Origin of the sequence: Marinobacter sp. (genome assembly GCF_039977835.1) — a bacterium.
GTDB lineage: Bacteria > Pseudomonadota > Gammaproteobacteria > Pseudomonadales > Oleiphilaceae > Marinobacter.
This window is the reverse complement of sequence record NZ_JBDWCL010000043.1, coordinates 1-15,293: the sequence shown is the minus strand read 5'-3', so window position 1 is coordinate 15,293 and position 15,293 is coordinate 1. Positions and strand designations below refer to the sequence as shown.

Below are 15,293 nucleotides of genomic sequence, written 5' to 3'. Positions count from 1 at the left end.
AAAAATCCAGCGGGCCGGCAATTGCCCGCTGGAACTCAGGGATAAGGATTATACCTGAAATCTCAGTGTACGTCCTTCCAGTATTCGCGATTAAGCAGGTAGGCAAAGATAAAGAAGATTGCCACAAAGATCAGGGCAAACATACCAAGCCTTTCACGCTCAACCTTAACCGGATCGCCCATGTAGGACATGAAATTGGTCAGGTCGTACATGGCACTGTTGAACTCTGCCGGCGACATGGATCCCTCGGTTTCCCACTCCGGGCAGGTATCGGCGTTGCGGACATCACCACTGAGCGGATCAACGCTTGCACCTTCACCAATTCGCGGCTCGACAGCACACAGGCCCTGCAGGTCTGCCATAACATGGGGCATACCAACGTTGTCGAAGACAACATTGTTCACGCCTAATGGCCGGGTATCATCCTTGTAGAAGCCGCGCAGGTACGAATAGATCCAGTCCTCGCCGCGAAGACGGGACTCCAGTGTCAGGTCCGGTGGCGGCGCGCCAAACCAGTCGGCCGCCATGTCCTTGTTCATGGAGTTCTTCATCAGCTCGCCGATTTTCGCGCCGGTGAAGATAAGGTTCTCCTCATACAGCTCCTGAGGAATATCCAGGTCTTCCGACACCCGCTTGTAGCGAGCGTACTCCATGGAGTGGCACCCCATGCAGTAGTTGGTGAACAGGGCCGCACCGCGCTGGAGTGACTCTTTGTTGGTGTGGTCCGGCTCCATCGTATCCAGTTCAACGGATGGCCCGGCTGCCAGCCCGAGAGCCGGCAGGATCGCTATGAAAAGACCAACTATCAGCTTTCTCATTATCCTGTCACCCTCTCTGGAACTGGCTTTGTTTTCTCCATGCGTGTGTAGAACGGCATGAGGATAAAGTAGAGGAAGTAGAACGTTGTCAGAATCTGCGCAACGGTCGTACGCCCCGCTGTTGCCGGAACAATACCGAGATACCCCAGGATGACGAAGCTCACCGCAAAAATCGCCAGGGCAATTTTGCTGAGCCACCCCTTGTACCGCATGGACCGCACCGGGCTCTTGTCAAGCCAGGGCAGCACAAACAGTATGGCGATGGCTCCACCCATGACGACGACGCCCCAGAATTTTGCATCCAGACCGAAGAGGTCAACGGTGACCGCACGCAGCATCGCGTAGAAGGGTGTGAAGTACCACACTGGCGCTATGTGATCGGGCGTCTTGAGCGCGTTTGCCGGTTCAAAATTCGGCTTCTCAAGGAACAGGCCGCCCATCTCCGGGAAGAAGAACACCACGATAAAGAAGATAAAGAAGAAAACACCAACACCCATGAGATCATGAACGGTGTAATAAGGGTGGAAAGGAATGCCGTCTTTAGGCACACCGTTTTCGTCCTTGTTTTTCTTGATGTCGATACCATCGGGATTGTTGGAACCCACTTCGTGCAACGCCAGGATATGCAGCACTACGAGCCCGAGAAGGACAATCGGTAAGGCAACAACGTGCAATGCGAAGAATCGGTTCAGGGTAATGCCGGAAATCAGGTAATCACCACGAATCCACAGCGAAAGGTCGTCACCAATAACAGGAATGGCACCAAAAAGATTCACGATGACCTGAGCGCCCCAGTATGACATCTGCCCCCATGGCAGCAGGTAGCCCATGAAGGCTTCCGCCATCAGCACCAGGTAGATCAGCATGCCGAAAATCCAGATCAGCTCGCGGGGCTTCTGGTATGAACCATACATCAGGCCACGGAACATGTGGAGGTAAACAACCACGAAGAAAGCGGAAGCCCCTGTGGAGTGCAGATAACGGAGCAGCCAGCCCCATTCCACGTCCCGCATTATGTATTCGACCGACGCGAAGGCACCTTCAGCGGAAGGGTTATAACTCATGGTCAGCCAGATACCGGTGATCAGCTGATTAACCAGCACCAGCATGGCCAGCGAGCCGAAGAAATACCACATGTTGAAGTTTTTGGGCGCGTAGTACTTGCCCAGGTGTTTGTTCCACGCTTCAACAATCGGAAGACGCTCGTCAACCCAATTTACTAACTTGTTCATTACGCTGCCCCCTCAGGATCCAGACCGACGGTCAAGGTGTTCTCGTCGTCATAGCGATAGGGAGGCACCTCCAGGTTAGTGGGTGCCGGCTGATTCGGGAAGACACGACCGGCCAGGTCGTACTTTGAGCCGTGGCAAGCGCAGTAGAATCCCCCAAGCCAGTCTTCCCCAAGATCAGCGGGAGCCACTTCGGGCCGGAACTGGGGAGAACAACCCAGGTGTGTGCAAATCCCGACAACGACCGCGTACTCATCCTTGATAGCACGAAGCTCACCGTCAATGTAGGCAGGTTGATCGGCTTCCTTCGAAAGCGGATCCTTCACCACGTCGTTCAGCTCAAGAATGTTCTCATTCATGGCCTCGGTTCGTCGTATGACCCACACCGGCTTGCCGCGCCACTCAACGGTCATCTGCTGACCAGGCTCCAGTTTACTGATATTGACGGTTACCGGTGCACCGGCCGCTTCCGCTTTGGCACTGGGATTCCAGGATGCTACGAAAGGCACGGCCGCACCGACGACGCCGACACCCCCCACCACAGACGTGGCACCGATCAGAAACCGGCGCCTGCCTTGGCTCACGTCGCCATTACTCATTATGGTTCTCTCCCATCAGGCGACATGCAGCCCCGTTTAAAGGAAAACTGCACATCGAAAAGGACTTCTCACAACCCAAAAATATAAGCGCTCAAATGGTAATGAAATTACCCTGCCCTTACAAGTCGGAAAGGTCCCGGGCCGGAGCATTACCTGTTCCGGATCAAATTGATAATTGGTTTTCAGGCCCACAAAAAAACCCGGCCAATGGACCGGGTTCTTCGGGTCTTCTTCTCCAGAAAACTTAACGCTTGGAGAACTGAGGACGCTTACGCGCCTTGCGCAGACCGACTTTCTTACGCTCAACCTCACGGGCATCACGGGTTACGTAGCCCGCTTTGCGCAGTGCGGGGCGCAGTGTTTCGTCGTAGTCCATCAAGGCGCGGGTCAGACCGTGGCGAATAGCGCCGGCCTGGCCACTGATGCCACCACCCTTGACGGTGATATTGATATCAAAACGATCAGTAGATTCGGCGACAACCAAAGGCTGACGAACGATCATACGCAGGGTATCACGACCGAAAAACTGTTCGATGGTGCGACCGTTGATGGAGATGTTACCGCTTCCCGGCTTGATAAAAACCCGAGCCGTGGATGTCTTGCGGCGACCAGTACCGTAATTTTGTGCTACAGACATATCCGCCTTCCGTTAAATGTCGAGTTCTTTGGGCTGCTGGGCTGCATGAGGGTGCTCAGCGCCGGCATAAATTTTCAGCTTCTTGAACATGGCACGCCCGAGCGGACCATTGGGAAGCATGCCTTTGACAGACTTCTGGATAATTTGCTCAGGAGCCTTGTCGACCAGCTTCTCGAAGTTGATGGACTTGATTCCACCCGGAAAGCCGGTGTGACTGTAGTACATCTTGTCAGATGCTTTTTTGCCGGTAACCCGTACCTGACTGGCATTGATCACCACGATGTAATCACCAGTGTCGACATGAGGGGTGTACTCAGGCTTATGCTTGCCCCGCAGACGACGGGCGATTTCAGTTGACAGACGACCCAGCGTCTTGCCGGCTGCGTCTACAACGTACCAGTCACGTGTTACTGTTTCTGGTTTCGCACTCAGAGTCTTCATTGATTCCGCCTTGAACGCTATATAAGAAACGTTAAAAACCACCACCGGTAAATGCATGGCATCCGGAGGAGGTCCTTTACCTGTATATTAAGCGGCAGTGACATCATTCGGGGCTGAGATGATGGCATCGCCTTGAAAAGCCAGGGCGCGAAGTATATCCGAACCGCAAAGGAAAGCCAACCCTGAAGCGGCTTGTTTCGTTATTCCCGTATGCTGCCAGAAGCAATGCCAACCAACATGCCTAACGTTCGGATGCACCGATCTCGCTCCAGCCGTAAAGACGCTGCACATTGCCGAGCAGCGAGCGCGCCAAGTCTTCGCGACCCGCACCGCGTAACTCCGCGAGTGTATTGAAAATAAACGGAAGAAAGGCTGGCGAGTTAAACCCCGGCGATACGCCTTCCGGCGCCATGTCCGGTGCGTCCGTCTCCAACACCAGGGCATCGACTGGCAAGCGGGCAATGGTGTCGCGAGTTTTTCGGGCACGGGGATGGGTGATAACACCGCCAACACCAATAAAACACCCCAGATCAATCAGTTTTGATGCCTGCTGGTAACTGCCCGAGAACCCATGCACAAGCACCCTGCCTGCGAAACGTTTGCGGCGCAGCACTTCATAGACTTCGTCATGCGCCTTCACTGAATGCACAACAAGCGGAAAGCGCGTCTGGGTTGCAATATCAACCTGCGCCTCAAACCAGGAATACTGCCCACCGAGATCACCATGCAGACGGTCAAGCCCGCACTCCCCCAGTGCAACGCAGTGACCCGGTCGAGCAATAAGCGTATCGCGCAAGGCACCCAGGTCGCCTTCGCTGTGTTCACTCACATACCAGGGATGAATCCCGAGGCAGTAATATAACACCTCATACTCCGCGGCAATACGACTTACTCTGCCCCAGTCACACCGGCGAACGCCGGGAATAACCAGGCTGGACAAGCCTGCACTGCGAGCGTCATCAAGCACGGCATCTCGACGCCCGTCAAATTCCGGGAAGTCAAAATGGCAATGTGCGTCGATGAGTCTCATCCTTCCCCCGGGTGAGTCAGTGCTCCCGCGTTTTATGGAAGCTTATGTCAGGATGCCGCTCCTGAGCCAGTTGCAGGTTGACCATGGTCGGAGCGATATAAGTCAGGCGGTCACTGCCGTCGAGGGCCAGGAAGTCGTTGGCCTTGCGTTCAAACTCATCCAGTTTGCGCTCATCAGCGGAGGTTACCCACCGGGCAGTCGCCACGTTGATTGGCTCATAGACCGCCTCGACCTTGTATTCACTCTTGAGCCGGCTGACCACCACATCGAACTGGAGTACGCCGACCGCGCCCACAATCAGATCGTTGTTGCGCAGCGGTCGAAACACCTGGACAGCCCCCTCCTCGGCAAGCTGAATCAGGCCTTTCTGCAGCTGTTTGGACTTTAGCGGATCTTTCAGGCGAATCCGGCGGAACAGCTCCGGCGCAAAGTTGGGAATGCCGGTAAACTTCATCTCCTCGCCCGAGGTAAAGGTATCACCCAGTTGAATGGTGCCGTGGTTGTGCAGGCCTATAATGTCCCCTGCAAATGCCTCCCCCGCGTGCTCCCGGTCGCCCGCCATAAACGTCAGCGCATCGGAAAACCGGACGTCCTTGCCGATACGCACATGGCGGGCTTTCATGCCCTGGTGGTACCGCCCGGAGACAATCCGGAGAAACGCCACGCGATCCCGGTGCTGAGGGTCCATATTGGCCTGAATCTTGAAGACAAAGCCGGAGAACACGTCTTCAGCCGGTTGAACCAGACGCTGGTCGGTTTCCCGTGGCTGCGGTTCCGGCGCCCATTCCACCAGCCCATCGAGCATGTGGTCGACACCAAAGTTACCCAGCGCGGTACCAAAAAACACCGGCGTCAGCTCACCAGCCAGGAACGCCTCCAGATCAAACTCATGAGAGGCCCCCTTCACCAGTTCAATCTCTTCCCTCAGATCATTTGCATATGCACCAAGCACCGTGTCGAGCTCGGGGTTATCAATACCACTGATAACCCGCCTCTCCTGGATCATATGTCCTTGCCCGGACTGATAGAGAATTACTTCATCCCGCGTCAGATGGTAAACACCCTTGAAGTTCTTACCCATTCCTATGGGCCAGGTAATCGGAGCGCAGGCGATCTTGAGAACGTCTTCCACTTCGTCCATCAACTCCACGGGGTCCCGGGTTTCACGATCCAGCTTGTTCATAAAGGTAAGAATCGGGGTATCCCGGAGCCGGGTTACTTCCATCAGCTTGATGGTGCGCTCCTCGACCCCCTTTGCGCTGTCGATCACCATCAGACAGGAGTCGACGGCGGTCAGCGTCCGGTAGGTATCTTCAGAGAAATCTTCGTGGCCCGGCGTGTCCAGCAGGTTCACCAGGCGGCCGCCATAGGGAAACTGCATAACCGAGGTAGTAACCGAGATGCCACGTTCTTTTTCCATCTCCATCCAGTCAGACTTGGCGTGCTGGCCGGATTTTTTACCCTTTACCGTGCCTGCCTTCTGTATGGCCTGACCAAACAGGAGCACTTTTTCTGTAATCGTGGTTTTACCGGCATCCGGATGCGAAATAATCGCAAATGTGCGGCGATGGGATACTTCGCTGGCAAGGCTCGTCATAATTGGTAAAAACCTGATTCGGAGAAACTGTAAAAATGGTCGCCATTATAGGGGTAATAGCACACTCAAGCGAATACGTGTCAGCCCACCCAGCAAGCTAGGGCGAACCTGAAGAGACACAATGCCCACCGACCCGCAGAGCCATTACCAAAGCATCCTCACGCTCCTGCCCGCCGGGATAATAGCCGGGCCGGCGACCGATAATGGAAAAACCTTCGCTGGCATACAGGTTCATGGCGCTGGCATTGCTGTCCCTCACCTCCAGGAGAACCTGTGACATACCGTCACGTGCAGATTCTGCAATCAGGTGTCTCAGCAGGTGCCGACCGCCCCCCAGGCTTCTATCGGCGGGAGCAATACAAAGATTCAGGAGGTGTGCCTCACCCGCCATGTAGGCAACCACTGCGTAACCCGACAGCCTGCGGTGCGTTTCCAGTGCCCAAAGCCGATAATCCGGACGGAAGCAGCCGCGAAACACCGACTCGCTCCAGGGGAAGGAGTAGCCCTGGCACTCAATATCAAGCACTTCAGGGAGGTCGTCCTCGCACAACGCCCTGACCGTCATTGCACTGGCTTCGATCCTACGATAGACATCGTTAGGCACCAGTCAGCCTCCGACACCGGTTTTGAGTTGTTGCCACAGCTCACGCTTGTAAGCAGGCACCGCTGCCAGTTCAGCCAGACTCCGGGGAAAATCGACCGTGGGAACTCCAAGAGCCGCTGCCAGCCATTCAGAGCGAACTGGAGCCATATCGTCCGTCATAACCCCCAATAAGATGAGTTTCCGGGACCCGAACTCTTTGCTCATACTGCGAAGAACCTGCTGGAAATCCTCCACGCTATTCCCGGGCACCCGCGGGTTTCCAAAGACCGGCCAGCAGATATGGTGCGGGGCTTCCACAGGGGAGTCGCCAAGTGACGCGAGAATATTGTCGGCCAGCGTGTGCTGCAAGCGCTCACTTGCCTCATCAGAGATACCACTGACAAGTACCAGATGCTCGGATACCCAGAAGCCCAGATGCGCATCAACCTGGGCTTGTGGTTCGGGTTCAGCCACAGCACTCGTATCCTGTGATACGTCCCCCGACAATGGCATATCGGCCACAGAAGTCGGCGGCCCGATGGTACCGGCATTATCCGGCTCGGCCGGTTTGACACCCTCAGACTCCTTGCGCACGCTCTGTTCAGTATTGCCCATCAATGCCTGCAGGCCGGCAAGCCGATCTTTGCCTGGGCCTTGACTTCGGCTATGCGGCGCTGATGAGTACGAAGAACGGGTAACAATCAGTTCTGATTCAGCCTCAGGAGCACCATCGGCTTCCGGAAACCGGAATTCCGGGCTGGGGGCAGCGCCCGGTAAGGGCGCACGGGCGTACCAAAGGTGGATACCCGCCTTCCCGAGATAATACTGGCGCTCGGCCTCTGTCATCATAGTACTGACCCGCTTGCCACTTTCATGATCAGACATCGGCACCCTGGGGGTGCTGCCGGATGCCACCGCGACTGATGAGGTTAAGAGCTTCGATGTACGCCTTTGCAGAGGCAATGATGATGTCGGTATCAGCGCCCACGCCATTTACGATACGCCCCCCCCTTTCAAGGCGCACAGTTACTTCACCTTGCGCGTCGGTTCCGCTGGTAATGTTGTTGACGGAATAAAGCTGGAGATTACATCCCGAATCCACCAGGGATTCAATAGCCTTGAACGTCGCATCCACCGGCCCACTGCCCTCTGCCTCAACCTTGTGTTCTTTTCCATCCATTAACAGCGTAAGGAAGGCCTTGGGTACGACACCGGTTTCGGAGCATACCTGCATGGTTACAAGGCCGTAGCGGCCGTCTTCCTCTTTCTGACGGGTGTGACTGGCAATTGCCTGCAGATCCTCATCAAAAATCTCGTGTTTCAGATCCGCCAGGGCCTTGAATCGGGTAAAAGCCTCGTTAAGTTCGGTTTCAGTCTCGAACTGAATCCCCAGCTCGAGCAAACGGGAACGGAAAGCATTTCTTCCGGAGTGTTTGCCCAGTACCAGACTGTTGGTGTGCCAGCCAACATCCTGCGCCCGCATGATCTCATAGGTTTCGCGATGCTTGAGAACCCCGTCCTGGTGGATACCAGACTCATGGGCAAACGCATTTGCCCCCACTATTGCTTTATTAGGCTGCACCGGAAACCCGGTAATGGTCGACACTAACCGGGACGCGGGAACTATGTGTTGCGTATCAATGCGGGTGTCAATGGTGTACAGATCCTGGCGAGTGCGAACGGCCATTACTAACTCTTCGAGGGACGCATTACCAGCCCTCTCACCCAACCCGTTGATGGTGCACTCTACCTGACGGGCTCCGCTGCTGACTGCCGCCAGAGAATTTGCAACCGCAAGGCCGAGGTCATTGTGGCAATGCACGGAAAAAACCGCCTTGTCCGCATTCGGAACACGATTCAGCAACTGACGGATTGTCTCGCCGAATTGCTCGGGGATAGCATAGCCCACGGTGTCGGGGATATTGATGGTGGTTGCACCGGCACTGATCGCCGCTTCAATAATCCGGCACAGAAAGTCCAGTTCTGAGCGGCCGGCGTCTTCACAGGAAAACTCAACATCATCGACATGACCCCGGGCCCGTTTGACGGACCGGACCGCCTGCTCCACGACCTCATCGGGCTGCATCTGCAGCTTGTGCTTCATATGAATAGGAGACGTTGCTATAAATGTGTGTATGCGGCCGCGTTCGGCCGGCCTTACTGCTTCCGCTGCACGATCGATATCCTTATCCAGAGCCCGGGCAAGACTGCAGATGGTGGAGCCCTTGATCGCCTCAGCAATACCTTTCACCGCTTCAAAATCACCCTGACTGGCGATTGCGAACCCGGCTTCGATCACATCAACCCGGAGTTTCTCAAGCACTTTGGCTATACGGAGCTTTTCCGCTTTCGTCATAGTGGCGCCAGGACTTTGTTCGCCGTCACGCAGAGTGGTGTCAAAGATAACGAGGTGGTCTGTCGCAGGCATGGCGATCTCCGTCGGAACAACGTAACGAGTGTGTTCGGTCAGTATATCACTGAGTGACTGGAGAAGGGGCAGCGGTAACAACGTGCCCTACCCAGCCCTGTAGTTTTGTTCGGGCAATAAAAAACCCCGGCAGCTTACGCTGTCGGGGTTTAGGTATTAGGAGCCTGACGATGACCTACTCTCACATGGGCAGAAGCCACACTACCATCGGCGCTGGTCTGTTTCACTGCTGAGTTCGGGATGGGATCAGGTGGTTCCAGACCGCTATGGTCGTCAGGCAAAACGGTTGATCACTGGGAGGACGAGGTAGAACGTTGTGATGGTGATTTCCGAGCTTTGGCGTTGGCCTTGGCTCTTGCGTTATCCGCAATTGTCTTGGGTGTTATATAGTCAAGCCGCACGAGCAATTAGTATCGGTTAGCTCAACGCCTCGCAGCGCTTACACACCCGACCTATCAACGTCCTGGTCTTGAACGGCTCTTCAGGGACCTCAAGGGTCCAGGGAGATCTCATCTTGGAAGGGGCTTCCCGCTTAGATGCTTTCAGCGGTTATCCTGTCCGAACATAGCTACCGGGCAATGCGTCTGGCGACACAACCCGAACACCAGCGGTTCGTCCACTCCGGTCCTCTCGTACTAGGAGCAGCTTTCCTCAAATCTCCAACGTCCACGGCAGATAGGGACCGAACTGTCTCACGACGTTCTAAACCCAGCTCGCGTACCACTTTAAATGGCGAACAGCCATACCCTTGGGACCGGCTTCAGCCCCAGGATGTGATGAGCCGACATCGAGGTGCCAAACACCGCCGTCGATGTGAACTCTTGGGCGGTATCAGCCTGTTATCCCCGGAGTACCTTTTATCCGTTGAGCGATGGCCCTTCCATACAGAACCACCGGATCACTATGACCTACTTTCGTACCTGCTCGACGTGTCTGTCTCGCAGTTAAGCGGGCTTGTGCCATTACACTAACCGCATGATGTCCGACCATGCTTAGCCCACCTTTGTGCTCCTCCGTTACGCTTTGGGAGGAGACCGCCCCAGTCAAACTACCCACCACACAGTGTCCTTAACCCCGATAAGGGGTCGAAGTTAGAACCTCAAACAGGTCAGGCTGGTATTTCAAGGTTGGCTCCACCAGAACTGGCGTCCTGGTTTCAAAGCCTCCCAGCTATCCTACACAAACATGCTCAAAGTTCACTGTGAAGCTATAGTAAAGGTTCACGGGGTCTTTCCGTCTAGCCGCGGATACACCGCATCTTCACGGCGATTTCAATTTCACTGAGTCTCGGGTAGAGACAGCGCCCCCATCGTTACGCCATTCGTGCAGGTCGGAACTTACCCGACAAGGAATTTCGCTACCTTAGGACCGTTATAGTTACGGCCGCCGTTTACCGGGGCTTCGATCAAGAGCTTCGCACGAATGCTAACCCCATCAATTAACCTTCCGGCACCGGGCAGGCGTCACACCGTATACGTCCACTTTCGTGTTTGCACAGTGCTGTGTTTTTAATAAACAGTCGCAGGGGCCTGGTATCTTCGACCGGCTTCTGCTCAACCCGCGAGGGGCGTCACATACCACCGGCGTGCCTTCTCCCGAAGTTACGGCACCATTTTGCCTAGTTCCTTTACCCGAGTTCTCTCAAGCGCCTTGGTATTCTCTACCTGACCACCTGTGTCGGTTTGGGGTACGGTCCCGAATAGCCTGAAGCTTAGAAGATTTTCCTGGAAGCAGGGCATCAATGACTTCCCGCCCGTAAAGGGCAGTCGTCGTCACGTCTCGGCATTGTGGGACCGGATTTGCCTAATCCCACTGCCTACTCGCTTAAACCGGGACAACCGTCGCCCGGCTCACCTAGCCTTCTCCGTCTCTCCATCGCAGCTATCCAGGGTACGGGAATATTAACCCGTTTCCCATCGACTACACCTTTCGGTCTCGCCTTAGGGGCCGACTCACCCTGCGCCGATTAGCGTTGCGCAGGAACCCTTGGTCTTCCGGCGTGGGGGTTTTTCACCCCCATTGTCGTTACTCATGTCAGCATTCGCACTTCTGATACCTCCAGCATGCTTCTCAACACACCTTCGCAGGCTTACAGAACGCTCCCCTACCCCGCATACAAAGTATGCAGCCGCAGCTTCGGTAACCAGTTTGAGCCCCGTTACATCTTCCGCGCAGGCCGACTCGACTAGTGAGCTATTACGCTTTCTTTAAAGGATGGCTGCTTCTAAGCCAACCTCCTAGCTGTCTGAGCCTTCCCACATCGTTTCCCACTTAACTGGTATTTGGGGACCTTAGCTGGCGGTCTGGGTTGTTTCCCTCTTCACGATGGACGTTAGCACCCACCGTGTGTCTCCCGGATAGTACTCACAGGTATTCGGAGTTTGCATCGGGTTGGTAAGTCGGGATGACCCCCTAGCCGAAACAGTGCTCTACCCCCTGTGGTATTCGTCCGAGGCGCTACCTAAATAGCTTTCGGGGAGAACCAGCTATCTCCGGGCTTGATTAGCCTTTCACTCCGATCCACAAGTCATCCCCTGGCTTTTCAACGACAGTGGGTTCGGTCCTCCAGTTGATGTTACTCAACCTTCAACCTGCTCATGGATAGATCGCCCGGTTTCGGGTCTATGCCCAGCGACTAAATCGCCCTATTCAGACTCGGTTTCCCTACGGCTCCCCTAAACGGTTAACCTCGCCACTGAACATAAGTCGCTGACCCATTATACAAAAGGTACGCCGTCACCGAACAAGTCGGCTCCGACTGCTTGTACGCATACGGTTTCAGGATCTATTTCACTCCCCTCACAGGGGTTCTTTTCGCCTTTCCCTCACGGTACTGGTTCACTATCGGTCAGTCAGGAGTATTTAGCCTTGGAGGATGGTCCCCCCATGTTCAGACAGGATGTCTCGTGTCCCGTCCTACTCGATTTCACTGGACTCAGGTTTCGGATACGGGGCTATCACCCACTATGGCGGCACTTTCCAGAGCCTTCTCCTACCAGTTGTCCAGCTTAAGGGCTGGTCCCCGTTCGCTCGCCGCTACTGAGGGAATCTCGGTTGATTTCTTTTCCTTCGGGTACTTAGATGTTTCAGTTCCCCGAGTTCGCCCCGCACAGCTATGGATTCACTGTACGGTACCGACCCGAAAGTCGGTGGGTTTCCCCATTCAGAGATGCCCGGATCACAGCTTGTTTGCCAGCTCCCCGAGCCTTATCGCAGGCTTCCACGTCTTTCATCGCCTCTGACTGCCAAGGCATCCACCGTATGCGCTTAGTTGCTTGACTATATAACCCCAAGACAACTGATCTGTGCCTCACCCTCAACAAGAACACGGCACTCACCGAAGTGAATACAGCCTTCTCATCCAGGATGAGATTCAGAGACAGTCACTTGAAGCTATATACAACCACTTCAACGACAACACCGGATAACGCTTGAAATCGCTATCACATTGAAACTATTTCTCTCGGAGATAATGAGAAAAATAGCTTCGTGTTCTATCTCGTCCAATTTGTTAAAGAGCAAATCTGACCCAGTGATCAGAAAGAAGGACTTCGTTTAACAACCCCTGTCATTAAATCGAAATACTTGTTTCTGCACACTGCTAACCGGAGTTAGTCAGTAATTATGGTGGAGCTATGCGGGATCGAACCGCAGACCTCCTGCGTGCAAGGCAGGCGCTCTCCCAGCTGAGCTATAGCCCCAGATGCTTGTCCAGCTTTCGTTACTCGTCGTTGCAACGCTCGTTCGCTTCAGTCATGACCCATCGAGGGTCACTCCTTCACTCACTCCCGCTGCGCCTAGATTAACGAAATCTGTCCGGCGCCTCTGCTTACGTCGCAACTATCGACCAGAATTTTACTGATCTAGGCGTCGAAGTGCGCCGCATAGCCTGCTATGCAAGTGCTTCGACAACGACGAGCAGTGAAATTCTGGTGGGTCTGGGTGGATTTGAACCACCGACCTCACCCTTATCAGGGGTGCGCTCTAACCAACTGAGCTACAGACCCGGTTTCGCTTGTCTTCGCACCACCTGATCTGCGTTGCAGTCTTCGTTCACTCGGTCACGTACTGATGTACGCTCCCTCACTCTCTCAGCCTGCGCCTTGCCAGCTGGCGCGAATCCGGCGCCAAACCCTGAGGCCTGGTCAAACCGACATCGGGTCTGCATAGACCCTTTTGCTCTCCTCTTAAGCTAACCAAGTAATTCGTGTGGACTCTGACCGAAGCGTTCGGCTTCGTTTAAGGAGGTGATCCAGCCGCAGGTTCCCCTACGGCTACCTTGTTACGACTTCACCCCAGTCATGAACCACACCGTGGTGATCGTCCTCCCGAAGGTTAGACTAACCACTTCTGGTGCAATCCACTCCCATGGTGTGACGGGCGGTGTGTACAAGGCCCGGGAACGTATTCACCGTGACATTCTGATTCACGATTACTAGCGATTCCGACTTCACGGAGTCGAGTTGCAGACTCCGATCCGGACTACGACGCGTTTTGTGAGATTGGCTCCCCCTCGCGGGTTTGCAGCCCTCTGTGCGCGCCATTGTAGCACGTGTGTAGCCCTGGCCGTAAGGGCCATGATGACCTGACGTCATCCCCACCTTCCTCCGGTTTGTCACCGGCAGTCTCCCTAGAGTTCTCAGCCGAACTGCTAGCAACTAGGGATAGGGGTTGCGCTCGTTACGGGACTTAACCCAACATCTCACGACACGAGCTGACGACGGCCATGCAGCACCTGTGTCAGAGTTCCCGAAGGCACCAATCCATCTCTGGAAAGTTCTCTGCATGTCAAGGCCAGGTAAGGTTCTTCGCGTTGCGTCGAATTAAACCACATGCTCCACCGCTTGTGCGGGCCCCCGTCAATTCATTTGAGTTTTAACCTTGCGGCCGTACTCCCCAGGCGGTCTACTTAGTGCGTTAGCTGCGCCACTAAGACTTCAAGAGTCCCAACGGCTAGTAGACATCGTTTACAGCGTGGACTACCAGGGTATCTAATCCTGTTTGCTCCCCACGCTTTCGCACCTCAGTGTCAGTATTGGTCCAGAGTGCCGCCTTCGCCACTGGTGTTCCTTCCTATATCTACGCATTTCACCGCTACACAGGAAATTCCACACTCCTCTACCATACTCTAGCCTGACAGTTCGAAATGCCGTTCCCAGGTTGAGCCCGGGGCTTTCACATCTCGCTTATCAAACCACCTACGCGCGCTTTACGCCCAGTAATTCCGATTAACGCTTGCACCCTCCGTATTACCGCGGCTGCTGGCACGGAGTTAGCCGGTGCTTCTTCTGTGAGTAACGTCAAGCCTCACGAGTATTAGTCGTAAGGTTTTCCTCCTCACTGAAAGTGCTTTACAACCCGAAAGCCTTCTTCACACACGCGGCATGGCTGGATCAGGGTTGCCCCCATTGTCCAATATTCCCCACTGCTGCCTCCCGTAGGAGTTCGGGCCGTGTCTCAGTCCCGATGTGGCTGATCATCCTCTCAGACCAGCTACGGATCGTCGCCTTGGTAGGCCTTTACCCCACCAACTAGCTAATCCGACATAGGCTCATCCAATAGCGCAAGGTCCGAAGAGCCCCTGCTTTCCCCCGTAGGGCGTATGCGGTATTAATCCGGGTTTCCCCGGGCTATCCCCCACTACTGGGCAGATTCCTATGTATTACTCACCCGTCCGCCGCTCGTCAGCGGGGTGCAAGCACCCCCTGTTACCGCTCGACTTGCATGTGTTAAGCCTGCCGCCAGCGTTCAATCTGAGCCATGATCAAACTCTTCAGTTTAAATCATACAAGAATCCGAAGATCCTCTATTCTTGCTCAAGACAAAACTCAATTTCGACGAGTCACTGTCCTGATATTTCGTATCCGAAATACCTCGGCCAGCGCCCACACGAATTACTTGGTCAACTTTTTAAAGAGCGTTCGGAGCGTT

The 15,293-nt window shown here is 54.8% G+C and carries 10 protein-coding genes, 2 tRNA genes and 3 rRNA genes; all 15 read right to left on the bottom strand.

The annotated features are described in order from the left end of the window. Nucleotides 1–62 precede the first annotated feature (62 nt). Complete coding sequence (locus ABJM11_RS12195; protein WP_348296760.1) at nt 63–818, bottom strand: cytochrome c1; 756 nt, start codon at nt 816–818, stop codon at nt 63–65. Then, complete coding sequence (locus ABJM11_RS12190; protein WP_348296759.1) at nt 818–2,050, bottom strand: cytochrome bc complex cytochrome b subunit; 1,233 nt, start codon at nt 2,048–2,050, stop codon at nt 818–820. Before ABJM11_RS12190 ends, ABJM11_RS12195 begins: the two co-directional genes overlap by 1 nt. Then, entirely contained in the window at nt 2,050–2,646 is a 597-nt protein-coding gene (petA, locus tag ABJM11_RS12185) for a ubiquinol-cytochrome c reductase iron-sulfur subunit (protein WP_348296758.1), read from the bottom strand. The genes ABJM11_RS12190 and petA overlap by 1 nt, the downstream gene beginning before the upstream one ends. A gap of 244 nt (nt 2,647–2,890) precedes the next feature. Beyond that, nucleotides 2,891–3,283 carry a 30S ribosomal protein S9 gene (rpsI, locus tag ABJM11_RS12180; RefSeq protein ID WP_150993378.1) on the bottom strand — a complete coding sequence of 131 codons (393 nt, stop codon included), beginning with the start codon at nt 3,281–3,283 and terminating at the stop codon, nt 2,891–2,893. Between the two features lie 12 nt (nt 3,284–3,295). Continuing rightward, nucleotides 3,296–3,724 carry a 50S ribosomal protein L13 gene (gene rplM, locus ABJM11_RS12175; protein WP_150993376.1) on the bottom strand — a complete coding sequence of 143 codons (429 nt, stop codon included), beginning with the start codon at nt 3,722–3,724 and terminating at the stop codon, nt 3,296–3,298. Nucleotides 3,725–3,965: 241 nt separating this feature from the next. After that, nucleotides 3,966–4,754 carry a TatD family hydrolase gene (locus ABJM11_RS12170; protein WP_348296757.1) on the bottom strand — a complete coding sequence of 263 codons (789 nt, stop codon included), beginning with the start codon at nt 4,752–4,754 and terminating at the stop codon, nt 3,966–3,968. 16 nt (nt 4,755–4,770) lie between these two features. Next, nucleotides 4,771–6,351 (bottom strand): peptide chain release factor 3, encoded by a 1,581-nt coding sequence (gene prfC, locus ABJM11_RS12165; RefSeq protein WP_348296756.1) that lies wholly within the window; start codon nt 6,349–6,351, stop codon nt 4,771–4,773. Nucleotides 6,352–6,448: 97 nt separating this feature from the next. After that, nucleotides 6,449–6,955 (bottom strand): ribosomal protein S18-alanine N-acetyltransferase, encoded by a 507-nt coding sequence (gene rimI, locus ABJM11_RS12160; protein ID WP_348296755.1) that lies wholly within the window; start codon nt 6,953–6,955, stop codon nt 6,449–6,451. Nucleotides 6,956–6,958: 3 nt separating this feature from the next. Next, on the bottom strand, nt 6,959–7,819 hold the full coding sequence (locus ABJM11_RS12155) for a hypothetical protein (protein WP_348296754.1): 861 nt from the start codon (nt 7,817–7,819) through the stop codon (nt 6,959–6,961). Then, nucleotides 7,812–9,362: a 2-isopropylmalate synthase gene (locus ABJM11_RS12150; RefSeq protein WP_348296753.1), complete on the bottom strand. Its 1,551-nt coding sequence runs from the start codon at nt 9,360–9,362 to the stop codon at nt 7,812–7,814. The genes ABJM11_RS12155 and ABJM11_RS12150 overlap by 8 nt, the downstream gene beginning before the upstream one ends. A 162-nt stretch (nt 9,363–9,524) precedes the next feature. Next, nucleotides 9,525–9,640 (bottom strand): 5S ribosomal RNA (rrf, locus tag ABJM11_RS12145). A 108-nt stretch (nt 9,641–9,748) separates the two neighbouring features. Beyond that, nucleotides 9,749–12,643, bottom strand: a 23S ribosomal RNA gene (locus ABJM11_RS12140). A gap of 344 nt (nt 12,644–12,987) precedes the next feature. Then, nucleotides 12,988–13,063 (bottom strand) — tRNA-Ala (locus tag ABJM11_RS12135). Between the two features lie 229 nt (nt 13,064–13,292). After that, nucleotides 13,293–13,369 (bottom strand) — tRNA-Ile (locus ABJM11_RS12130). A 233-nt stretch (nt 13,370–13,602) separates the two neighbouring features. Next, nucleotides 13,603–15,142 (bottom strand): 16S ribosomal RNA (locus tag ABJM11_RS12125). The 16S, 23S and 5S rRNA genes sit together here with 2 tRNA genes alongside, the layout of an rRNA operon. Between the last annotated feature and the right edge of the window lie 151 nt (nt 15,143–15,293).